Source organism: Streptomyces sp. LN549, from assembly GCF_043203805.1.
Lineage (GTDB): Bacteria > Actinomycetota > Actinomycetes > Streptomycetales > Streptomycetaceae > Streptomyces.
The window spans coordinates 3,269,953-3,291,079 of the sequence record NZ_JAZHRI010000002.1; the positions used below are offsets into that span (position 1 = coordinate 3,269,953).

General features: G+C 72.5%; 15 protein-coding genes, 1 tRNA gene and 1 pseudogene. 5 read left to right on the forward strand and 12 right to left on the reverse strand.

The genetic code is table 11. From position 1 onward, the window contains the following. Window positions 1-8 precede the first annotated feature (8 nt). Window positions 9-1,490: an MFS transporter gene (locus tag SH922_RS14670; protein WP_393058403.1), complete on the reverse strand. Its 1,482-nt coding sequence runs from the start codon at window positions 1,488-1,490 to the stop codon at window positions 9-11. 197 nt (window positions 1,491-1,687) lie between these two features. On the opposite strand from SH922_RS14670, the gene SH922_RS14675 reads away from it, so the two are divergent. From SH922_RS14675 to SH922_RS14690, 4 genes and pseudogenes are all read left to right on the forward strand, one after another. Further along, a tRNA-Cys gene (locus tag SH922_RS14675) sits at window positions 1,688-1,759 on the forward strand. Window positions 1,760-2,168: 409 nt separating this feature from the next. Continuing rightward, window positions 2,169-3,068 carry a serine/threonine protein kinase gene (locus tag SH922_RS14680; RefSeq protein WP_393058404.1) on the forward strand — a complete coding sequence of 300 codons (900 nt, stop codon included), beginning with the start codon at window positions 2,169-2,171 and terminating at the stop codon, window positions 3,066-3,068. Between the two features lie 3 nt (window positions 3,069-3,071). Then, entirely contained in the window at window positions 3,072-5,297 is a 2,226-nt protein-coding gene (locus tag SH922_RS14685; protein ID WP_393058405.1) for a PQQ-binding-like beta-propeller repeat protein, read from the forward strand. Window positions 5,298-5,352: 55 nt separating this feature from the next. Continuing rightward, a pseudogene (locus SH922_RS14690) lies at window positions 5,353-6,345 on the forward strand (serine/threonine-protein kinase); the annotation flags it as partial. Here SH922_RS14690 and SH922_RS14695 read toward each other — a convergent pair. From SH922_RS14695 to SH922_RS14740, 10 genes are all read right to left on the reverse strand, one after another. Next, complete coding sequence (locus SH922_RS14695) at window positions 6,344-7,567, reverse strand: S8 family serine peptidase (protein ID WP_393058406.1); 1,224 nt, start codon at window positions 7,565-7,567, stop codon at window positions 6,344-6,346. The pseudogene SH922_RS14690 and the gene SH922_RS14695 overlap by 2 nt on opposite strands. Before the next feature lie 185 nt (window positions 7,568-7,752). Further along, complete coding sequence (locus SH922_RS14700) at window positions 7,753-10,098, reverse strand: xanthine dehydrogenase family protein molybdopterin-binding subunit (RefSeq protein ID WP_393058407.1); 2,346 nt, start codon at window positions 10,096-10,098, stop codon at window positions 7,753-7,755. Further along, window positions 10,095-11,636: a 2Fe-2S iron-sulfur cluster-binding protein gene (locus tag SH922_RS14705; RefSeq protein WP_393058408.1), complete on the reverse strand. Its 1,542-nt coding sequence runs from the start codon at window positions 11,634-11,636 to the stop codon at window positions 10,095-10,097. The genes SH922_RS14700 and SH922_RS14705 overlap by 4 nt, the downstream gene beginning before the upstream one ends. Next, the gene (locus SH922_RS14710; protein ID WP_393058409.1) at window positions 11,633-12,529 is read right to left on the reverse strand and encodes an FAD binding domain-containing protein; all 897 of its coding nucleotides are present in this window, start codon (window positions 12,527-12,529) and stop codon (window positions 11,633-11,635) included. Before SH922_RS14710 ends, SH922_RS14705 begins: the two co-directional genes overlap by 4 nt. Window positions 12,530-12,850: 321 nt before the next feature. Further along, the gene (locus tag SH922_RS14715; protein WP_393058410.1) at window positions 12,851-14,485 is read right to left on the reverse strand and encodes a beta-N-acetylhexosaminidase; all 1,635 of its coding nucleotides are present in this window, start codon (window positions 14,483-14,485) and stop codon (window positions 12,851-12,853) included. A gap of 4 nt (window positions 14,486-14,489) precedes the next feature. Further along, complete coding sequence (locus tag SH922_RS14720) at window positions 14,490-15,338, reverse strand: carbohydrate ABC transporter permease (protein ID WP_393058411.1); 849 nt, start codon at window positions 15,336-15,338, stop codon at window positions 14,490-14,492. After that, window positions 15,335-16,312, reverse strand: coding sequence for a carbohydrate ABC transporter permease (locus SH922_RS14725; RefSeq protein WP_393058412.1), 978 nt, complete (start codon window positions 16,310-16,312; stop codon window positions 15,335-15,337). Before SH922_RS14725 ends, SH922_RS14720 begins: the two co-directional genes overlap by 4 nt. A gap of 2 nt (window positions 16,313-16,314) precedes the next feature. Further along, window positions 16,315-17,622, reverse strand: coding sequence for an extracellular solute-binding protein (locus tag SH922_RS14730; protein WP_393058413.1), 1,308 nt, complete (start codon window positions 17,620-17,622; stop codon window positions 16,315-16,317). Window positions 17,623-17,851: 229 nt separating this feature from the next. Beyond that, window positions 17,852-18,145 (reverse strand): DUF3039 domain-containing protein, encoded by a 294-nt coding sequence (locus SH922_RS14735; protein WP_148018922.1) that lies wholly within the window; start codon window positions 18,143-18,145, stop codon window positions 17,852-17,854. 29 nt (window positions 18,146-18,174) lie between these two features. Continuing rightward, window positions 18,175-18,735 (reverse strand): YqgE/AlgH family protein, encoded by a 561-nt coding sequence (locus tag SH922_RS14740; protein WP_326736457.1) that lies wholly within the window; start codon window positions 18,733-18,735, stop codon window positions 18,175-18,177. A gap of 275 nt (window positions 18,736-19,010) precedes the next feature. Between SH922_RS14740 and murA the strand changes: the two genes are divergently transcribed. After that, window positions 19,011-20,351 carry a UDP-N-acetylglucosamine 1-carboxyvinyltransferase gene (murA, locus tag SH922_RS14745; RefSeq protein WP_030922987.1) on the forward strand — a complete coding sequence of 447 codons (1,341 nt, stop codon included), beginning with the start codon at window positions 19,011-19,013 and terminating at the stop codon, window positions 20,349-20,351. A gap of 129 nt (window positions 20,352-20,480) precedes the next feature. Here the strand turns inward: murA and SH922_RS14750 are convergent, their stop codons facing one another. Beyond that, the gene (locus SH922_RS14750; RefSeq protein ID WP_003968811.1) at window positions 20,481-20,762 is read right to left on the reverse strand and encodes an HU family DNA-binding protein; all 282 of its coding nucleotides are present in this window, start codon (window positions 20,760-20,762) and stop codon (window positions 20,481-20,483) included. Window positions 20,763-21,127: the final 365 nt, after the last annotated feature.

Here is a 21,127-nt window from a genome sequence, read left to right on the forward strand (position 1 = left end):
ACGCGGTGCTACGCGTTCGTCCGCACCCGCGTAGCCACCCACGCCCCCACCAGTGCCACCCCCGCCATCGGCAGGAACACCACCGCGAACGCCCCCGGGTGCGAGCCCGACGCGCCTGCCTCCACCGCCTCGTGCACCGCCCCCACCGCTCCCCCGCCGAGCGCCGCGAACGCAGCGCCGCCCGCGGCGAGCAGCAGGACGTTCGAGAGGCCGTCGGAGATCTGCAGGGCCGCGGAGTTCGCCCCCGCCTCCTCGGGCGCGGACAGCTTCAGCAGCAGCACGCTGGTCGAGGCGATCACCATGCCCATGCCGAAGCAGCCGAAGGTCCAGGCCACCGCCACCGTCCAGACCGGCACCCCGTCGATCAGCACGGCCGGCGCGGCCGCGATCGCCGCGGCGACCAGCACCATGCCGCCCACCATCAGCCGCTCGCGGTGCGGTTCCGCGCGAGGCCGGGACTGTACGTACGAGCCCAGCGCCCATGTCCCGCCGCCGGCGGCGAGCGAGAGTCCGGCCATCGTCGGGGACATCCCGCGCTGGGTGACCAGCATCAGCGGTACGAAGGACTCGGCGGCGATGAACGATCCGGCCGCCACCCCGCGCAGCAGCACCACCGCGGGCAGCCCGCGTGCCGCGCGGCCGGTGCCCGGGGGCAGCAGGCCGCGGATCGCGGGGACGAGCAGGGCCACACCGGCGGCGGCCGGCAGCAGGGAGAACCAGTTCCGCTCCTGTCCGGCGTACTGGAGCAGACCGGCGCCCAGCGAGATGCCCAGCGCGAGCGCGATGCGCCGGCGGTCGTACGGCTCGACGGGCGCCGCCGGGTCCGCGGGGCCGGACGCCATCCGCCGGATCGCGGGCAGCGCGAGCACGAGCGGGAAGACGACCAGCACGGGGATGCCGACGAAGACCCAGCGCCAGCCCAGGTGCTCGGTCACACTCCCGGAGGCCAGTGGCCCCACGACGGACGGGATCACCCAGCTCGCGGCGAACGCGGCCAGGATCGCCGGCCGCAGATGCTCCGGGTAGGCCCGGCTGATCACCACGTACAGCGCGACGATCACCAGCCCGCCGCCGAGCCCCTGCACCGCCCGGCCCGCGATGAACATCCACATGGTGCCCGCGGTCCCGGACAGCAGCAGCCCGGCGCCGAAGGCGCTGATGCCGGTGGCGAGCGGTGCGAGCGGCCCGCGCCGGTCGGCCCACTGCCCGGACAGCACCATGGCGAAGAGGCTGGTGGTGAAGTACGCGGAGAACGCGAACGCGTACAGCGGAATGCCGTGCAGCTCACGGGCGGCGACCGGCATCGCGGTCCCCACGGCGGTCGCCTCGAAGGCGATCAGGAACACGACGGAGACGATGCCGATGCTGAGCGCCCGGTAGGTCCGTCCGAGGACACCGTCCGGCGCTGCGGCCTCCGCTGCCCCAAGGGTGGCGTCGGCGTCTTCGGTGCGGGGCGAGACATCGGCGTCGCGCGGTTCCAGGGCGGTCATGAGCCCAAGAGTAAGGGGCGAATTCCTGCTTGAACCCTGTCGCGAGTCGCTCCGGATCTCGTCCCTTGGTCGTAGGACCGGAGCGCGTGAGCCCTCGCCGATCGTGAACGCCGTATGGCAGTCGCGTTGCACGGCGGCCCGCACTCTTGTACGCCGCGCCGCCCCAGGCCTACGGTCGGGACGTCGCAACAACGCACGACCGTGTGCCCGAGAGGCTCAGGGGCTCGACTGCAACTCGAGTTACACCGGTTCGAATCCGGTCACGGTCTCCGCACACCACCGCCCGCCCCTCACACGGAAGCGCAGAGGGGCGGGCGGTGGCATGTCCGGACGGACCGCGGTCAGGAGGCGACCGGCGCCGCCGCGTCCTCGTGCAGCGCTTGCCGTCGCTCGCGCGCCGCTCGACGACGACCACGTCCTCCAGCTCGACGAGGTGCTCGCGGTTCAGGGACAGCAGCTTGTCGCGGACCTGGTCGGCGGTGGCGAGGTCCTCGTAGGCGATGACGAACAGAGCGCTCATACAGCTGACTCCTCATCTAAGGCCATTACGGCACTCAGTACAGGAATATATGATTTTTCGGACGCTCGAACGGCTCCGTGCCTCGCCCACGAAGTTCCCGACCCTGATCGCTGAGTAGGCTGCTCCTGTTCTGATGACGTCCGGGGGGATATCCGTTCATGCAGTTGCCGCACCTTGCTCCGTCCCGGCAGATCGGCCCCTACCTCGTCATCGCACGGCTGGACCCGACGGGCCCCGGCGCCGCCGCCGTTCCCGAGCGGCGGTTCATCGCCCGCACCCCGGACGGCGAGCGGACCGTGCTGGTGAGCATGCCGCTCGACGGCACCGATCCGGCCAGGTTCCTCACCGAGGCACAGGCCGCCCGGTTCCTGCTCGGTCCGTGGGCCGCCCCCGTCACCGAGCACGCGGAGCCCGGAGCGGCCGTGTGGTGCGCGCGCCCGTACGTTCCCGCACTCCCCCTGCCCACGGCCCTGGCCGTCAACGGCGGGCCGCTGCCCGAGGAGACCCTGCGCATCCTGGGCCGTTGCCTCGCCGAGAGTCTGGCCACCGCCCACGCGGCCGGGGTGACCCATGCCGGGGTGTCGCCCGCCGCCGTGCTGCTGGCCGGGGACGGCCCGCGGCTCACCTGCTTCGGAGCGGCGCGCGCCGCCGCCGAGGACGGCACCGCCCGTTCGGGACTCCCCGGCCTCGACCCGGGCAGCCTCCCGCCCGAGCAGGCCGCCGGCGGACGCCCGCGGCCGCCCGGCGACGTCTACGCACTGGGCGCGGTCCTGGCGTACGCGGCCACCGGTCACACCGTCCCCGACCGCGACGAGCTCCCCCTCCTGCTGCGCCCGCTCGTCACCGCCTGCCTCTCCCGCGACCCCGCCGCCCGCCCCCGGGCGACCGACGTCCTCGAAGCCCTCGCGCCGACGGCGACCGCCGCCCCGGTCGCCACCGTCCTGGAACCCGCCTCCGGGGCGGGCGCGCTGCGGCTGCCCGGCCGGGTGGTCGCGGCCATCGCCCGGCAGTCCGCGGAGATCCTTGCAGCCGACGTACGCCCGTCCCTCGGAGCCTGACCGATGATCAAACCCCTGCTCCACGAAGACCCCTCGCACATCGGCGGCTACCGGCTGGCCGCCCGGCTCGGCAGTGGCGGCATGGGCACCGTCTACCTGGCCCGTACACCCGGCGGCGCGACCGTCGCCCTCAAGACGGTGCACGCGCACATCGCGGCCGACACCGCGTTCCGCACCCGCTTCCGGCTGGAGGCCGACGCGGCCCGCGTGATCGGCGGCCTCCACGGCGCCCAGGTCGTCGACGCCGATCCGCTCTCCGAGGTGCCCTGGCTGGCGACGGAGTACGTCCTCGGCCCGCCCCTGGACGACGCGGTCGCCGTGAGCGGCCCCCTTCCCGAGGCCGCGGTACGGGCCGTGGGCGCGGCGCTGTGCGGTGCGCTCGGGCAGCTCCACCGCTCCGACGTGGTGCACCGCGACCTGAAGCCGTCCAACGTCATGATCACCGCGTACGGACCGAAGGTCATCGACTTCGGCATCGCCCGCGCCCTCGGCGACGACCGCCTCACCCGCGTGGGCGTGGCCGCCGGCACCCCCGCGTTCATGTCCCCGGAGCAGGCCACCGGACAGGAGCACACCCCGGCCGGTGACGTCTTCGCACTCGCCGGTGTCCTCGTCTTCGCCGCCACCGGCCGCGGCCCCTTCGGCAGCGGACAGCCCGCCGATCTGCTCTACCGCGTCCGGTACGCCGAACCGGACCTGACCGGTGTACCGGCGGCGCTGGCCGCGGTGCTCGCCCGGTGCCTGGCGAAGGACCCGGCGCTGCGACCGGCCACCGGCGCGCTGGCCGCCGCGCTCCACGACGGGCACGGCGAGTTCGCCGACCACCTTCCCCACCCCCTCCTGTCGGAGATCTCCCGTCGCGCGGCGGAGGTCTGGCAGGCGTCCCCGGAACGGCTCCCGGCGCCGGAGGAGCCGCTCGTCACCGCCACCGCCGCACCCGCGCCCCGGCGCGCGGGGCCGTCCCGCCGCGGCCTCCTGGTCCTGGCCGGCACGGCGGCGGCCGGGGCGGTCGTGGGCGGCGGGCTGTGGCTGCGGTCCGGCAGATCCGACGCAGAGGGCACAGCGAAGGGCACAGCGAAGAACTCGCCGACGCCGGCCGTATCCGGTACGGGCACGGCCGCCTCTCCGCCGGGGCCGTGGGACCTGCTGTGGACCAGCGGCCGGGGGAAGGCCGACGACGCGATGCCGCCCCTGTTCGTGGGCAAGGGCATCGTCGTGACGACGGGCGGCCAGCTGCGCGGCATCGACCCGGCGGACGGCAGCGAACTCTGGATGTTCTTCCCGACGTTGTTCGAGGGCCGGGCCGTCACGGACGGCTCCCTGCTCTACTGGACAGTCGGCGTGACCACCGACGACTACTCGGTCGTCACGGTCGACACGGACACCGGCCGGCAGGACCGTACGGTGACCACACTGTCGGCCCTGAAGCTGCCGAAGGGTGCGAGCGCCGAACTCCTCTGCGCCACCCCCGACACCGTGTACCTGACGGCCGGGGACGACAGCGCGAAGACGTTCGACCGGCATCTGTACGCGGTGAACGCCCGCACGGGAAAGCTCCGCTGGCGCACCCCCCTCAAGGAGTGGAAGAAGGGCAGCGGCTACAGCGGGGCGTTCGGCAAGGTCGTCGGGGACCGGATCGTGGTCGGACAGACCTCCTACGACCTCATACTCAGCGCGTACGACACCGGCTCGGGCAAGGAGCTGTGGCGCACGTCCCTGGAGGCGGCGGCCGACAGCTTCTCCACCCTGGTGAGCAGCGGGGCGCAGCTCGCGGACGACGGCAAGCACCTCTACATCGGGTCGACCGTGCTCCAGTCGATCGGCCTGTCCAACGGCGCGGTGGTGTGGGAGTTCGGCCGCGACCGCGACTTCGGCGGCGTGACGAACGGCGATGACCACTACGGGCCGCCGACCGTGCGGGACGGTGTCGTGTACGCGGCCGAGGGCGGCCGGGGCATCGTCGCCCTGGAGACGAAACGCGGCGAACTCCTCTGGGACGCCGCCGTTCCCGAGGGCAGCGCGACCACCGCGGTGGCGCCGCCCGTCGTCTCGGGCAAGCACCTCTACTACGCGGACCAGTCGGGGCTGGGGGCGATCGAGCTGAGCGGCCACACGTACGTACGCTCGTTGGAGAGCTCGATCCGCAACTTCGCGCTCATGCCCGGCAAGGACACACTCGTCGGCAACGGCACCTGGCGTGAGGTGGACGCCCTGCGCCTGGGCGGCTGACCCCGCCGCCGCACGCCCACGCACCCGTTCCCGGCCTCCCTGAGAAGGACCCGTCATGAAACCGCTCGGCCCAGGAGACCCGCTCCGGCTCGGCCCGTACCGTCTGCTCGGTGTGCTCGGCGAGGGCGGGATGGGCAAGGTCTACTTCGGCCAGGACAGCCACGGCCACCGGGCCGCGGTGAAGTCGCTGCGGCCCGAACTCGCCCACGACGAGCAGCTGGTGCAGCGCTTCGTGCGCGAGGCGCACACCGCACGGTCCGTCACCGGCACAGGCGTGGCCCGGGTGCTGGACGCGCAGGTCGAGGGCGGGCGGCCCTGGATCGCGGCCGAGTTCCTGGCCGGCCCCGACCTGGAGCAGGCCGTCGCCGTCCACGGCCCGCTCGACGCCGCGACGGTGCACGTCCTGGCCTCGGCCCTGGCCCACGCCCTGCACGAGATCCACGGCGCCGGTCTCGTGCACCGCGACCTCAAGCCCGCGAACATCGTGCTGACGTCGGACGGGCCCCGCATCATCGACTTCGGCATCGCCCGCCCGGAGCACGGGCTGACCCTCACGACCACGGGGCAGATCCCCGTCACACCCGGCTACGGTGCGCCCGAGCAGGTGCTCGGCCACCGGGTGGGTCCGGCCGCCGACGTCTTCTCCCTGGGCGCGGTGCTGGTGTACGCGGCGGGCGGGCAACGCGCCTTCACGGGCGGCCACGTTGCCGCGGTGCAGTACGAAGTCGTGCACGGGCAGCCGCAGTTGGCGCAGGTACCCGAGCCGTTGCGGGCCCTCATCGCCCCCTGCCTCGCCAAGGAGCCGGGAGTGCGTCCCGGCCCGGAGCAGATCGCCCGCGCGTTCGCGACGCCGCGGCGTTCGGAGAAGGTCTGGCGGCAGGGCGCCCTGGCGGCGCTGATCGGCCGGTACGAGTCGGAGGCGGCCCGGCTCGTCCCGGCCGGCCCCGGCGCCGCACCGATGGATCAGGGGCGGCGCAGGTTCCTGACCGCGCTCGCCACCGGCGGGGCCGTGCTCGCCGTGGGCGGTGGCACGGCCGCGTGGCGGCTCAAGGACGACTGAGAGCGGCCGTCTGCCGGGAACGCCGCCGCCGGTCGGCCAGCAGCGGCGGAGCCGCGAAGCCGACACAGAGGAGTCCGGCCGCGCACAGGGCGAGCGCGAGCCAGAAGGCACCGCTGTGACCGCCGCTCTCCGGACCGGTGGCGGGTGCACCCGCCTCGGCCGGTCCGGAGGGCTCCTGCGACACCGGCGCGCCCGCCGCCGGCGATGCGGAGGCCGAAGGCCTGGGGGTGGGCGACGCGGTGCGGTAGTCGGGGATGGGGTCCCGGTCGGCCGCTCCCGGGTCACCCGGGGTCTTCAGCGCGATACGGGGACGCACGATCCCGTACCCGATGTAGTCGTTGCGCACGGCCCCGCTGGTCGGGCCGCCGGCCGTGTCGATCATGACGCGCAGGACCTGGTTGGCCGTCCACGCAGGGTGCTCGGCCCAGATCAGCGCGGCGGAGGCGGAGGCGAGTGCGGTGGCCACCGCGGTGCCCTTGGTCCTGCACAGCCCCGTGCTGCCCGCGCAGGCACTGATGATGTCCTCGCCGGGCGCGCTGAGGTCCACGGCGAGGCCCGCGCCCGCCTTCTTGAGGCCCTTCAGGTCCTTGCCGACGGCGCTGACGCCGACGACCCCCGGCGTCGCCGCCGGGTATCCGACCAGCGGGGAGTCGATCACGGACTCCCCGACGGCCGCGAAGATCAGCTTGCCCTTGCTCCGGGCGTAGTCCACGGCCGACCGCACCGCTTCGTCGTCGGCGGACGCGGAGAGCGACACGCTGATGATCTTCGCGTCGGAGTCGGCCGCGTAGCGGAGGGCCGGGGCGATTCCGGCGTTGATCGCTTCGTCCTGCGCGGCCAGGTTGCCGGTGCCCTGGCCTGCGGAGACCTCCAGCGGGAGCACCTTCGCCCCGGGGGCGAGCCCGTACGCGCTGTCCCGGCCGCCGGCCCCCTTGCCCGTACCGGCGATCACGGAGGCGGCGGTGGTGCCGAGGTCGTCGCGCTCACCGGCGGCACCGTTCCGGAAGTCCTTGCCGGGCAGCAGCCGGCCGGAGAGCTCGGGGACCGCGCGCACCCGGGTGTCGATGAGCGCGACCGTGACGCCCTTCCCGGTGCTGGTCCGCCACATCTCCTGGGCCTTCATCCGGGTGAGGTGCCACTGGTCGGAGAGCACCGTGTCCGCGTGCGCGGGCGTCGTGCCCGCCCCGAGCGCCAGCAGGGCCAGAGCCATCGGAAGTACCGTCCGGATCGAGCCCGTTCGTGCGCGGGCGGATGTCGCCGGTCTCCTTGCATCCGGATCGCACGGCAGCACAGCAATCTCCCCCTCGAAGCTTCGGAGATCACCTTAGTCAGCGGCGAGGATCCGGCGCCCTCCGGGTTGCGGGAGCAACCCGGAGGGCAACGGCTGCCCGGACTTCAGGACTTGGGGGTGGCGACGGCCGCCTGGGGCCTGATCGGTAGGCGGTTGACCGGGCGGCCGGTGGCCGAGCGCACTGCCGCGGCCACGGCGGCCGGCGAGGTCACGACCGGGATCGCCGAGGCGGGCTTGGCGCCGAAGGGGGCCACCACGTCGCGTTCCTCGACGAGCTTGACGATGCGGATGTCCGGTGCGTCCAGTGCCGTCGGCAGGGCGTAGCCCGTCAGGTCGGGGTGGCGGATGAGACCGCGGGCGGTGCGGAGGTTCTCCGTCAGGGCGGTGCCGACGCCCTGGGTGATGCCCGCCTCGATCCGGGTCGCCAGCTGGGACGGGTTCAGGACCCGGCCGACGTCCTGGGCGATCGCCATCTCCACGACACGGATCGAGCCGAGCTCGATGTCGACGTCCACCACCGCGCGGATCGCGCAGAACGCGAGGCCGACGAAGGCGTCGCCCTGACCGGACTCGTCGAGCGGCTCGGTGGGATGGGGGCGGCACTGGGCGGTGGCCCAGAGCTCCTTGCCGTCCATCGCCTCCGCGACGGTCGTGGAGAGCACCCCGTCGTACGAGGTGATCTTTCCGTCGGCGATCTGGAGCAGCTCGGTGGACATCCCGAACTTGTGGGCCAGCGGCTGGAGCAGCTGGGTGCGGACCATCTTCGCCGCGCGTTCGACCGCTCCTGCGGAGACCCAGGTGTGGCGGCCGTGCGTCGCCGGACCCGCCGGAGGCTGGTCGGTGTCGACCGACGCGACGTGCACCTCTTCGATGCCCAGCGTCTCCTGCACGACCTGACGGGCCAGCGTCGAGAAGCCCTGCCCCGTCTCGACCGCGGCGCAGATGACGGTGGCGACGCCGTCGTGGACCCGGACCGTGGCCGTGGAGACCTCGTCGGCGCCCTCGGCGCCGAGCATGTGGACCATGCCGAGCGCGTACCCGACCCCGCGCCGCACGGCGCCGGGTTCACCCGCACCCTCGGGGCCGCCGGGCAGCAGCCAGTCGTCCTCCGGGGAGTCCTTGGGCAGCGAGGGCAGCGGGTAGTCCCGTACGGCGCGCAGGAGCTCCGCGACCGGGGCGGGACAGGTCACCGTCTGGCCGGTGGGCAGGATGTCGCCGGTGGACAGGGCGTTGCGCAGCCGCAGTTCCGCCGGTTCGATGCCGAGCTTGGCCGCCAGCTTGTCCATCTGGCCCTCGTACGCGGCACAGACCTGCATCGCGCCCTCGCCCCGGACATGCCCGGACGGCGGGTTGTTCGTACGGACCGCCCAGCCCTCGATGAAGGCGTGCGGGACGACGTACGGGCCGCAGGCGAAGGCGACGGCGGCGGCCAGGGACTCGGACGAGGAGTCGGCGTACGCACCCGCGTCCAGGAGGATCTGGGCCTCGACCTTGACCAGGCGGCCCTCGGCGTCCGCGTGGTGGCGGTAGCGGAGCAGCGTGGGGTGGCGGTGGGCGTGGCCGAGGAAGGACTCCTCGCGGGTGGCGGCCAGTTTGACCGGGCAGCCGGTACGCAGAGCGAGCAGGCCGAGCGGGAGCTGGAAGCCGGGGTCCTCGCGGTCTCCGGTGGCGCCGGGCACGCCGGTGACGACGAGCTTCACCCGGTCGGGTTCGAGGCCGAAGCAGGCGGCGGCGAGGTCCCGGTCGGTGTGCGGGTCGGTGGACGCGGTGTAGATCTCCACGCCGCCGTCGGGGCGGGGCACGGCGAGTCCGGCCTCGGCGCCGATCGGGGCCGGGTCCTGACGGCCGATGCGGTAGAGGCCCTCGACGACGACCTCGCCGACGATCTCCGGGTCGCCGTAACGCAGCGGGATGTGGCGGATCAGATTGCCGTCGGGGTGCAGCGGCTCGGCGGCGAACGCCTTCTCCGGGTCGGTGACCGGTTCCAGCACCTCGTACTCGACGGCGATCGCGGCAGCGGCCAGCCGGGCGGTGTCCGGGTGGTCGGCGGCGACCGCGGCGATCGGCTCGCCGTGGTGGCGGACCAGGTCGGACGCGAAGACGGGGCGGTCGACGACGCGGCGGCCGTAGGCGCTCTCGCCGGGGACGTCCTCGTGGGTGACGACCGCGCGGACGCCCGGCATCTCGGCGGCGGCCGAGGTGTCGATGGACAGGATGCGGGCATGCGGGTGCGGGGAGCGGAGCACGGCCGCCCAGAGCAGTCCCTCGGCCCACAGGTCGGCGGCGTACGGGAAGGTGCCCTCGGTCTTCGCGCGGGCGTCGGCCGGCGGCAGGGAGGCGCCGAGGCCGAGCAGCGGCTGCTCGGTGTCGGGGCCGCCCGGGCCGTCCAGTGACGGGATGCTGATCGCCGTGTGGGTCGCGCCCGCAGCGGTGGCCGCGTCGTTGCTCACGCCATGCCTCCGTCCTGCAGATGGGCCTGCACACTACCCGCGCCCGGGGGCGCCTGGTGCGGGATGCGGGCCTCGTCCGGCTCCGCGGATTCCTGCGCGGGTGCCGAGGCCGCCTCGGAGGCGGCCTCGCGGCCCGCGACGACCTCGTTCACGGCGTCGAGCACGCCGCGGTAGCCGGAACAGCGGCAGAGGTTGCCGCAGAGCGCCTGACGGGTCTCCAGCTCGCTGGGGGCGTGATTGCCCTCCAGCAGGTCGTGGATGGTCATCGCCATGCCGGGGATGCAGAAGCCGCACTGGACGGCACCGCAGTCCGCGAGGGCCCGCTGGACGTCGGACGGCTCGCCGTCGACGGCCAGGCCCTCGACGGTACGGACCTCGCTGCCCGCCGCCGTGGCCGCGGGGACCAGGCAGGAGGCGACGAGACGGCCGTCCACCTGGACGTTGCAGGCACCGCACTCGCCCTGCGAGCAGCCGTCCTTGGCGCCGGCGAGCCCGAGGCGCTCGCGCAGCACGTAGAGCAGCGACTCGCCGATCCAGGCATCGGTGACGGGCCGGTCGGCGCCGTTCACATGGAGCACGTAGGAGGCGGCGGGATGCTCGCTGGGCAGGTCGAGGGGGGCGGGGGCGTCCGGGGCCGCCTCGTCCTGCACCGCCGCGTCCGGCACCGCGTCGTCCTGGGCCGCCGCGTCGGGCTGTTCCGGGACGGGCTGCTGCGCGTCCTCGGGGGTGGTGTCCGGCTCGGCCTCGTCCACCGGGGTCCGGTGCGCGGCGTCCTCGGGCGTGCCCGGCTCGGCTTCCGCCACGGCGTCGGCGACCGGGTCCGTGCCGGGCTCGTCCGCGGGGACGTCGGCCGGCCCGTCGGAGGCGGGCTCCGGCAGGTGGCCCAGGTCCGTCCCCAGCACCGGGGTGTCCCTGGCACCGGGCTGCGGCTCCTGCGTCGCCCACGGCGCGGGCGCACCGCCCGGCAGCGTGGCCGGCGGGGTGCGGTTCGCGTACAGGCCTGCGGCCAGCGCGGAGGCCGAGAACTCGCCGGACTCCTCCGGGAGCTCACCGTCGGCGACGGGGATCGTCCACTGTCCGGTGTGGCCGGCCGCCTCGGCGGGGTCACCGGACTCGGCGAAGTTCCACTGGCCGGTTGCGGCCGGGTCCCCGGGGTACCGGTCCGGGTACTCCTGGGACGCCTGCGGACCGGGCTGCGGGTATCCGTACGCCGTCTGCTGCTGGTTGGGGTCCGGCCAGTGCACCGCGGCGGGCGCGGACTCCGCACCGGGGTCCTGCGGGTCGGGCCGGCCGTGCTGGTCCTGCTGGTCCGGCGTCTGGACGAGCCAGCTGCCGGTGGCCGCCGGGTCGAGTCCGGCCGCTGGGGTCAGCGGAAGGATCATCGGCGGCACGTATCCCTGGCCGGGCGCGGCCAGCGGGATGTTCGCCAGGTCCTCCGGCGGCAGGTGGACGAAGGCGGTCGCCTCCGCGTCGTACTCGCCGCTCTGCGGGGTGGGCTCCCAGCCCCCGTGCTGATCGGTGTGGTCCTCGTTGCTCACGACAGTGCCCTCCCCAGCGCGCGTCGGGCCAGCGCGGCGACGGTGCGCCGCAGGTGCAGTACGGCGGGGGGCAGCGGTGGCGCCTCTCCCCCGTCGGCCGGTGGTACGTGGTCCGGGATGCAGGCCGCGGCGACGTACTCGCCGAAGGCGGCCAGCGCGTCGGGGGCCAGGCCTCGTTCGCCGTCCCAGTCGATCAGTGAGGCGATCCAGCGCTCGGCCTCCAGCGGCCGCAGCGGCATCGGCGCGATGGCGCCGACCGCGCAGCGCACCCCGCGGCGGGCCGGGTCGAGCACGATCGCGACGGAGGCGGTGGCACGGCCGGGGCCGGTGCGTCCGGTCGCCTTGAGGAAGACCTGCGGGGCGTGCAGCAGGGGGACGCGGACGAAGCCGATCAGCTCGGCGGGCTCCAGCATCTCGCGGCCTGCCAGCAGGTGGGAGACCGGGATCTCGCGGCGCGCGCCACCGGGGCCCGCGATGACGAGCTCGGCCTCCAGGGCGGCGAGCACCGGCAGGGCGTCACCGGTCGGTGCGGCGGTGGCGATGTTGCCGCCGAGCGTTCCTGCGTTGCGGATCTGGGGCGGGCCGGCCGCGCGTGCGGACGCGGCGAGCGCGGGGATGAGGGCGGCGAAGTCGGGCCGCCCCATGCGTGCGTGGGTGAGACCGGCGCCCAGCAGGGCGTGGCCGTCCTGGTAGTGCCAGCCGCGGAGCTCGCTGATCCGGCCGAGGCCGACCAGCCCGGAGGGGCGCAGGAGCCCCTTGTTGACGGCCGCCATCAGGTCCGTGCCGCCTGCCACGGGGACGGCGGCAGGCATGGCGCCGAGTGCCGCCACGGCCTCGTCCAGCGAGGCAGGCAGCGTGACGGACTGCGTCGCCTGCGGTGCGTGCGTGGTCAACCCAGCTGCCCCTTCCCGGTGTCCCGGCTGTCCCGCCTGTTTCGCCGTACGGTACGTGCTCAAGGCCCGGACGTGGCAACTCTGGCACATCTTCGGACCGGCCCGACGCGAGGGTCCACGAAGGGAGTATCCGTCCCCGACCAGGGGAATGATCCCGTTTCGCACCTCTTCGGCACAGAGTGCGAATTGCCGTGCTTACACGCGCTTGTACGACATATCCGTTCCGGTGGGCGAGGGCTCCCCGGCGGGCTCGCGGGCCCGAACGGCACCGCCACCACGGTCCCGGGGACCGTGGTGGCGGCAACCGGACCGAGTCCGGACTCACACGTTCGGGGGTGTTCCCTCGATCGGGCGTCCAAGGACGCCGGGGCGCTGCTGCCACGGCAACGGGCCGCCCGGCGGACGGTAGTCGACACCGAGCGCGTCAAGTCGTGCGTAATGCGTGGACATTCGGCGCTCGAAGTCCGCGAAGTCCCGGTCAGCGGGGGCGGGCAGGGCCGACCAGACGACCTCGGCGAAGGCCGCGAGGCGGGGGAAGACCTGGTAGTCGACGCGGGACCGGTTCTGCATGACCTCGGTCCAGACGTTGGCCTGGGCACCGAGGACGTGCCGGGCCGCCTCCTCGGAGAGCGCGGGCGGTACGGGTTCGAAGCGGTACACGTCCTCCAGCGTGCGGACGTATCCGATGGGCATCGGCTCGTCGGGGCCGCCGTGCTGACGGTGGTCCAGATACACCTGCTGCTCCGGGCACATCACGACGTCGTGCCCGGCCTCGGCGGCCGCGATGCCGCCCGCGTACCCGCGCCACGAGGAGACGGCCGCGCCCTCGGCCAGCCCGCCCTCCAGGATCTCGTCCCAGCCGATGAGCCGGCGGCCGCGCGCGGTGAGCCAGGTGTCGAAGTGACGGATGAACCAGGACTGCAGCTCGTCCTCACCCGCGAGGCCGAGTTCCTCGATGCGGGCCTGCGCGGCCGGCGACTGCTTCCACTGGTCCTTGGGGCACTCGTCGCCGCCGACGTGGATGAACGGCGAGGTGGCCGCGGGGAAGAGCTCCAGCAGCTCCTCGAAGACGCCCTCGAAGAAGCGCAGGGTGTGGTCGGAGGGGGCGAGCACGTTCGGGTTGACGCCCCAGTTGTCCCAGACGGACAGCGCGGCGGTGTCGACGACGTCGGTGTTGCCCAGCTCCGGATAGGCGCTGATGGCGGCCTGCGAGTGGCCCGGGATGTCGATCTCGGGGACGACCCGGATGTGCCGCTCGGCGGCGTACGCCACGATCTCGCGAATGTCGTCCTGCGTGTAGTAACCGCCGTGCGGGGTCTCGTCCCAGAGCTCGGACGCCCGGTGGCCGTACTTCGTGCGCGAACGCCACGCGCCCACCTCGGTCAGGCGCGGGTAGCGCTTGATCTCGACGCGCCAGCCCTGGTCGTCGGTGAGATGGAAGTGGAAGACGTTCAGCTTGTGGGCGGCGAGGAGGTCGAGGTAGCGCAGGACGTCGTCCTTCGGCAGGAAGTGCCGTGACACGTCGAGCATCAGACCGCGCCAGCCGAGGCGGGGGCGGTCCTCGATGTCCGTGAACGCGAGGGCGGTCTCGGTGCGGCCGTCGACGGGCGCCCGGCGGAAGGCCTCCGGCCCCAGCAGCTGACGCAGCGTCTGGGCGCCCCAGAAGACTCCGGCGGCGCTGCCGCCCGTGATCACGACGCTCTCGTCGGGCTGGGTGGTCAGCCGGTAGCCCTCGGATGCCAACGACGGGTCGATGCGCAGCCGGATGGCGCGCGCGACCCCCTCGCCGCCCGGTGCGAGCGGCAGACCGAAGGCGGCGCCGAGCGTGGCGCGCAGCCACCGTTCGGTGCCCTCGGTGCCGGGCGCAGCGGCGACGGTGGTGGACGGGTCCAGGACGAATCCGCACCGCCCTTGGTCACCGACGCTCACGGGCGCCGGGATCAGTTCCATGTCCATGTCGTCAGTCCTTAACCGCTCCGCCCAGTCCCGAGACCAGGCGTCGCTGTACGAGTACGAAGAAGACCAGCACGGGCACGGTCATCACCGTCGAGGCTGCCATGATCCCTCCCCAGTCGTTTTCGTCGGGTTTGAAGAAGACCAGCAGCGCCATCGGGAGCGTCGACTGGGAGGTGTCGCTGATGAGGAAGGACTTCGCGAAGAGGAAGTCGTTCCAGGTGGAGATGAAGGAGAAGACGCTGGTCGCGACCAGTCCCGGGAAGACCAGTGGGAAGAGGATCTGCCACAGGAAGCGGGTACGGCTCGCCCCGTCGATGTACGCCGCCTCCTCCAGGGCATCGGGGACCGCCTTGACGAAGCCGCGCAGCATCCAGATCGCGAACGGCAGGGAGAAGGCCAGGTGCGGCAGGATCAGCGAGCCGAGCGTGTTCAGCTGGCCGAAGTCCCGCATCAGGAAGAACAGCGGGATCGTCAGGGCCTCGACCGGCACCATCTGCGCGACCAGGAACATGATCAGCAGAGTGGTCCGGAAGCGGAACCGGAACCGGGTCACCGCCGTGGCCGCCAGGAAGGCGATCAGCGCGGAGACCACGACGACCGTGCCGGCGACGAGCAGGCTGTTCAGGAAGTACCGCCCGAAGTCCTGCTGCTGGAAGACCCGGCGGAAGGAGTCCAGGGACGGCGACAGCGTCCAGGGCCGTGGGTGCGCGGACTGGACCTCACCCGCCGGCTTGAGGGCGGAGAGCACCATCCAGTACAGCGGAAAGGCGACGACCGCGGCGATCACCAGGGCCGCGGCCTCGGCGGCGAGCCGGCCGGGCCGGCGGACGCGCGACAGGGACGGCAGGCTCACAGTTCCTCCCCCTGGCGCCGCACCAGGCGCAGATAGATCAGCGTGACGGCCAGCAGGATCACCAGCATCACGACGCCGATCGCCGAACCGAGGCTGTACTGCGAGGACGCGAACGCCTTCTGGTATGCGTACACGTTGAGCACCAGGTTCTGGCCGGCGATGCCTCCGCCGTTGGTCATGACGTAGATCTGGGTGAAGACCTTGAAGTCCCAGATGACCGACTGGATGGTGACGACGACCAGGATCGGCCGCAGCATCGGCGCCATGACCGACCGCCAGATCCGCCACTGCGAGGCCCCGTCCAGCGCGGCCGCCTCCAGCACCTCGGTGGGGATCGCCCGGATGCCCGCGTACACGGTCACCATCACGAACGGGAACGAGCACCACAGGACTTCGAGGAGCACCAGCGCGAAGGCGCTGTAGCGCCCGTACGTCCAGGAGTGGTCGCCGAGCCCCAGCACCCGGTTGACCGGCCCGAAGTCGGCGTCGAAGAGGAAGACCCAGACGGTCGAGCCGGTGATCGCCGGGGTGGCCCAGGCACCGAGCGCGGCCATCATCAGCGCGAGCCTGGGCACGGCCCGCACCCGGGTCAGCAGGACGGCCAGCGCGCAGCCGGTCAGCAGGGTGGCCAGGACGCAGGCCGCGGCGAAGACCACGGTGGCCAGGAGCACCTGCCGGAACTGGCTGTCCCGGAAGAGCGTCGCGTAGTTGCCGAAGCCCTGGAAGGTGGCCGGTTCACCGCCGCTGACCTGGGCCTGGGTGTACTCCAGGAAGGAGATCAGGCCCAGTTGGTAGATCGGGTAGACCAGCAGCCCGCCGATCATGACGAGTGCGGGCAGCAGGTAGAGCCAGGGGGTCCAGCCCGGCCGCCGGGCGGGTGAGGCCGGGCGGCCGCGGCGCCGGAGCGGGCGGGGAGGGGGACCGTCCGTTCCGGGTACGGGGGGCGCTTTGTACGCCGTACTGTTCGCCGTCATCGTCAGCCCGCGTCGGCGAACGCCGCGTCCATCTTCTTCGCCGCGTCGTCCGAGGCCTTCGCCACGTCCTTACGGCCGCTGACGATCTCCTGGAACATCGTCGGCAGGATCAGCGAGGAGTCGATCTGGCCCCAGGCCGGTGAGACGGGGACGAACCTGGTGCCCGCGCCGAGCGTCCTGACGAACGGTTCGACGAAAGGCTCCCGCTTCGCGGCATCGGCCCGCACGTCCGTGTACGTCGGCAGGAAGCCCATCGCGTCGAACATCCTGGCCTGGGTCCCCTTGCCGGTCAGCGCCTTCATCAGGTCGACGGCCAGCGTGCGGTGCGCGGTGCTCTTCAGTACGCCGATGTTGTTGCCGCCCGCGAACGCCGGGGCGACGGAGCCCTCGGCCAGGCCGGGCAGCGGCACGACCGCGTACTTGCCCTTCACCGTGCCCGCCTCGACGGCGGCGTGGCTGAAGTCGCCGCCGATGGCCATGGCGGCCTTGCCGGCGGCGAAGGCGGTGACGGTCGCGTTGCCGCCCATCGCGGCGCACTTGGCGGCCGGGCAGTTGGCGTCGCCGAAGAGCGAGGTGTAGGCCTCGATGCCCTTGCGCGCCTTGTCGCTGTTGATGGCCGCCTTGTACGAGGAACCGCTCCCGTCGGCCAGTTCGCCGCCGTTGGCCCAGATGAACGGCATCGCGCCGTAGGTGTACGCGCCGCCGACCGCGAGCCCGTACAGGTCCGGCTTCTTCTTGTGGATCTTCCTCGCGGTGGAGATCAGTTCGGCCTGGGACTTGGGGGCCTCGATCCCCAGCTCCGCGAAGACGTCGGTGCGGTAGTACAGCGCCCGTACGCCGACGAAGAGCGGCGCCCCATAGACCTTGCCGCCGACCGTCACCGACTGCCTGGCGGTCGCGTCGGTGTCCTTGGCCTCGTCCCAGGCCGCGAACTCCGCGCTCACGTCGGCCAGTCCGCCGTCCTTGACGTAGCCGGCGGTGTCCGTGTTGCCGTACTCGATGAGGTCCGGGGCGCTCTCGGGGTCGTTGAACGCGGCCTTGACGCGCTGGGCGCGGGTCTCCACCGGGATGTACTCGATCTCGACCTTCGCGTCCTTGTGGGCCTTCGTGAAGCCGGCGACCGCGGCGTCGACGACCTTCTCCTTGGGCTTGTTGCCGACCTCCTGGAACAGCCAGACACGCAGCGTGCCGGTCTTCTCGTCCCCCTTGGCGCCGGTGTCGGAGGTCTGCGGCGCACCGCAGGCGGTGGCGGTCAGGCCGGCCAGCACAAGCGCCGCGGCCGGGGCGGCAATTCGGGCAGAAAGCTTCATCCGGGAACCCCTACCGGTAGGCGTTGCAACATATGCAACGCACGTTTCGTTCTGCACAACTTGCAGGAGGGTAGGTCCGGACCAGGGCGCCGACAAGTGGTCTCCACCACTCTGTGACCGTCGGAAGCAGCCCGTGCAACGCCGCCGGGCCCGCACGACGAAAAGCCCCCGGGGCACGCGACTGCGTGCCCCGGGGGCTCTCCCGGGCTGTCCGGTGGTGCGGGTGGGACTACTTCTTGTCCTTGCCGCCCTTGCCCTTGTCCTTGTCGCCGCCGGCGCCCATGGACTCGTAGATCTCCTTGCACATGGGGCAGACCGGGTACTTCTTGGGGTCGCGCCCCGGTACCCAGACCTTGCCGCACAGTGCGACCACGGGGGTGCCCTCCAGGGCACTCGCCATGATCTTGTCCTTCTGAACGTAATGGGCGTAGCGCTCGTGGTCGCCGTCGCCGTTCGACACCTGTGGTGTCGGCTCCACGAGGGTTCCGGTGCCTGACCCGCGCTCGGGCTCAAGAGTGCTCATAACCGCCAAGCGTACTGAAAGACCGGGCATCAGTTCAGCGAAGGGTCGTCCGGATACGTGGCGATCATGGCCAGTTCGCTGCGCTGGCGGCGCAGGACCGCCCGCCAGAGGCTCTCCGGACGGGGCGAGGAGACGTCGCCGGGTTCCGACTCGACGACGTACCAGGCGCCCTCGGACAGTTCCGTCTCCAGCTGGCCGGGGCCCCAGCCCGCGTAACCGGCGAAGATCCGCAGCGAGCCGAGGGCCGCGGCCAGCAGCTCCGGGGGCGTCTCCAGGTCCACCAGGCCGATCGCCCCGTACACCCGGCGCCAGCCCAGGGGGCCCTCGTCGCCGGGGATCACCGCCACGCCGAGCGCCGAGTCCAGGGAGACGGGGCCGCCCTGGAAGACGACGTCCGGCTCACCGGTCAGCTCCGCCCAGGACGCGAGGATGTCGCCGACGCCGACCGGGGTCGGGCGGTTCAGGACCACACCGAGCGAGCCCTCCTCGTCGTGGTCGAGGAGCAGCACCACCGCGCGGTCGAAATTCGGGTCGGCGAGGGCGGGTGTGGCCACGAGCAGTCGCCCTGTGAGCGAGGACACCTCCGTCATGGCAGAAATGATCCCGCATCTTCGGCGTTCGCGGGGGGTCAAGTGACCCGCTCGTCCCGCAGGGTGCCCGAGCGCAGCTCAGGGCGCACGGGTGCACAAGGAGCGCACGGCCGGCCGCCCATCCGGACGGTAACCCTCCGCAAGATCCGGGGAGCACAGTGTGTTGTGGCCGGTTCATGACGTTCGCCCACCCCCCGCTCTCTTAGGGAAGGGGGGTGCCGGGCCATTACCCTTTCGGTTGGCCCCCTGCCCGACCACTCCGGAACGCGAGATTCATGACCGGCACAGACGATGTCCTGCTTGTCCACGGCGGAACCCCGCTGGAGGGCGAGATCCGCGTCCGAGGCGCCAAGAACCTGGTGCCGAAGGCAATGGTCGCCGCGCTGCTCGGCAGCGGGCCCAGCCGACTGCGCAACGTGCCCGACATCCGCGACGTGCGGGTGGTGCGCGGGCTGCTGCAGCTGCACGGCGTGACGGTCCGTCCGGGTGACGAACCGGGTGAGCTGATCCTCGACCCCACACACGTCGAGAGTGCGAACGTCGCCGACATCGATGCCCACGCGGGCTCGTCGCGCATCCCGATCCTCTTCTGCGGCCCGCTGCTGCACCGGCTGGGCCACGCGTTCATCCCGGGGCTCGGCGGCTGCGACATCGGCGGCCGGCCCATCGACTTCCACTTCGACGTGCTGCGCCAGTTCGGCGCGACGATCGAGAAGCGTGCGGACGGCCAGTACCTGGAGGCCCCGCAGCGGCTGCGCGGCACCAAGATCCGTCTGCCGTACCCGTCGGTCGGCTCCACCGAGCAGGTGCTGCTGACCGCGGTGCTCGCCGAGGGTGTCACCGAGCTGTCCAACGCGGCCGTGGAGCCGGAGATCGAGGACCTCATCTGCGTACTGCAGAAGATGGGCGCGATCATCTCCATGGACACCGACCGGACCATCCGGATCACCGGTGTCGACCGGCTCGACGGTTACACGCACCGGGCGATCCCGGACCGCCTGGAGGCCGCCTCCTGGGCGTCCGCGGCGCTGGCGACCGAGGGCAACATCTACGTCCGCGGCGCCCAGCAGCGGTCGATGATGACGTTCCTGAACACCTTCCGCCGGGTCGGCGGTGCCTTCGAGATCGACGACGAGGGCATCCGCTTCTGGCACCCGGGCGGCGCTCTCAACGCCATCGCGCTGGAGACGGACGTGCACCCCGGCTTCCAGACCGACTGGCAGCAGCCGCTGGTCGTGGCGCTGACGCAGGCCGCCGGTCTGTCGATCGTGCACGAGACGGTGTACGAGTCCCGGCTCGGCTTCACCTCGGCGCTCAACCAGATGGGCGCGCACATCCAGCTCTACCGCGAGTGCCTGGGCGGTTCCGACTGCCGCTTCGGCCAGCGCAACTTCCTGCACTCCGCGGTCGTCTCCGGGCCGACGAAGCTGCAGGGCGCGGATCTGGTCATCCCGGACCTGCGTGGTGGTTTCTCGTACCTGATCGCCGCCCTGGCGGCCCAGGGGACGTCCCGTGTGCACGGGATCGACCTGATCAACCGCGGCTACGAGAACTTCATGGACAAGCTGGAGAAGCTCGGCGCGAAGGTGGAGCTGCCGGGCGGTTCGCTGGTCTGAGGACGCGTCCCGGGGGCCCGCGCCCCCGGGACTGCGCCTCTGGAGGGCCCGGAACGGCGTTCTGCGGCCCGTACGACGAAGGGCGGCCACCCCGGTTGGGGTGACCGCCCTTCGTCGTGCCCAGGGGTGTTACTTGCCCTTGGCGGCTTCCTTGAGCTTCGAGCCCGCGGAGACCTTCACGCTGTAGCCGGCCGGGATGTTGATCGGGTCGCCGGTCTGCGGGTTACGAGCGGTGCGAGCGGCACGGTGGGTGCGCTCGAAGGTCAGGAAACCGGGGATGGTGACCTTCTCGTCGCCCTTGGCGACGATCTCACCGACGGTCTCGGCGAGCGCGGCCAGCACGGCGTCGGCGTCCTTGCGAGTCACCTCGGCGCGGTCGGCCAGGGCGGCCACCAGCTCACTGCGGTTCATGTTGTTACTCCCGTGTTCTTCTTGCCTGTGAGGCGTGAGATCGAAGCCGATGCTGCCAGGGCCCTCGGACAGTTCCCGGACCCGGGTCTGTCCTAAGAGGGATCCGGCAACCGGACCCTCTTAACCTCGCGCCCTGTGGGGTCTCCCCTGGACGTAGTCCTGAGGAAGCATCCTGCCCCCACCTGCGGCGGGAAAGCCAATCCGGCACCCTCCGGAGTCACACGAAAAGCACCACTGCCTCGTCGTGGTGACGTTCCGTCGACTCCCCGAAAGCGGTCCGCAGCGGGTGCGGGGCTCTGCGGGACGCGTCGCCCGCCCACCCTAAAGGGGCGTTTGGGGCGCCGCGACCCGCGACGCGCCGGATG

Bases quoted from the DNA above. Each gene is read 5' to 3' on its own strand.
- SH922_RS14670 (WP_393058403.1), bottom strand. From the start codon at position 1,490: ATGACCGCCCTGGAACCGCGCGACGCCGATGTCTCGCCCCGCACCGAA.
- SH922_RS14680 (WP_393058404.1), top strand. From the start codon at position 2,169: ATGCAGTTGCCGCACCTTGCTCCGTCCCGGCAGATCGGCCCCTACCTC.
- SH922_RS14685 (WP_393058405.1), top strand. From the start codon at position 3,072: ATGATCAAACCCCTGCTCCACGAAGACCCCTCGCACATCGGCGGCTAC.
- SH922_RS14695 (WP_393058406.1), bottom strand. From the start codon at position 7,567: ATGGCTCTGGCCCTGCTGGCGCTCGGGGCGGGCACGACGCCCGCGCAC.
- SH922_RS14715 (WP_393058410.1), bottom strand. From the start codon at position 14,485: ATGGACATGGAACTGATCCCGGCGCCCGTGAGCGTCGGTGACCAAGGG.
- SH922_RS14725 (WP_393058412.1), bottom strand. From the start codon at position 16,312: ATGACGGCGAACAGTACGGCGTACAAAGCGCCCCCCGTACCCGGAACG.
- SH922_RS14730 (WP_393058413.1), bottom strand. From the start codon at position 17,622: ATGAAGCTTTCTGCCCGAATTGCCGCCCCGGCCGCGGCGCTTGTGCTG.
- SH922_RS14735 (WP_148018922.1), bottom strand. From the start codon at position 18,145: ATGAGCACTCTTGAGCCCGAGCGCGGGTCAGGCACCGGAACCCTCGTG.
- SH922_RS14740 (WP_326736457.1), bottom strand. From the start codon at position 18,735: ATGACGGAGGTGTCCTCGCTCACAGGGCGACTGCTCGTGGCCACACCC.
- murA (WP_030922987.1), top strand. From the start codon at position 19,011: ATGACCGGCACAGACGATGTCCTGCTTGTCCACGGCGGAACCCCGCTG.
- SH922_RS14750 (WP_003968811.1), bottom strand. From the start codon at position 20,762: ATGAACCGCAGTGAGCTGGTGGCCGCCCTGGCCGACCGCGCCGAGGTG.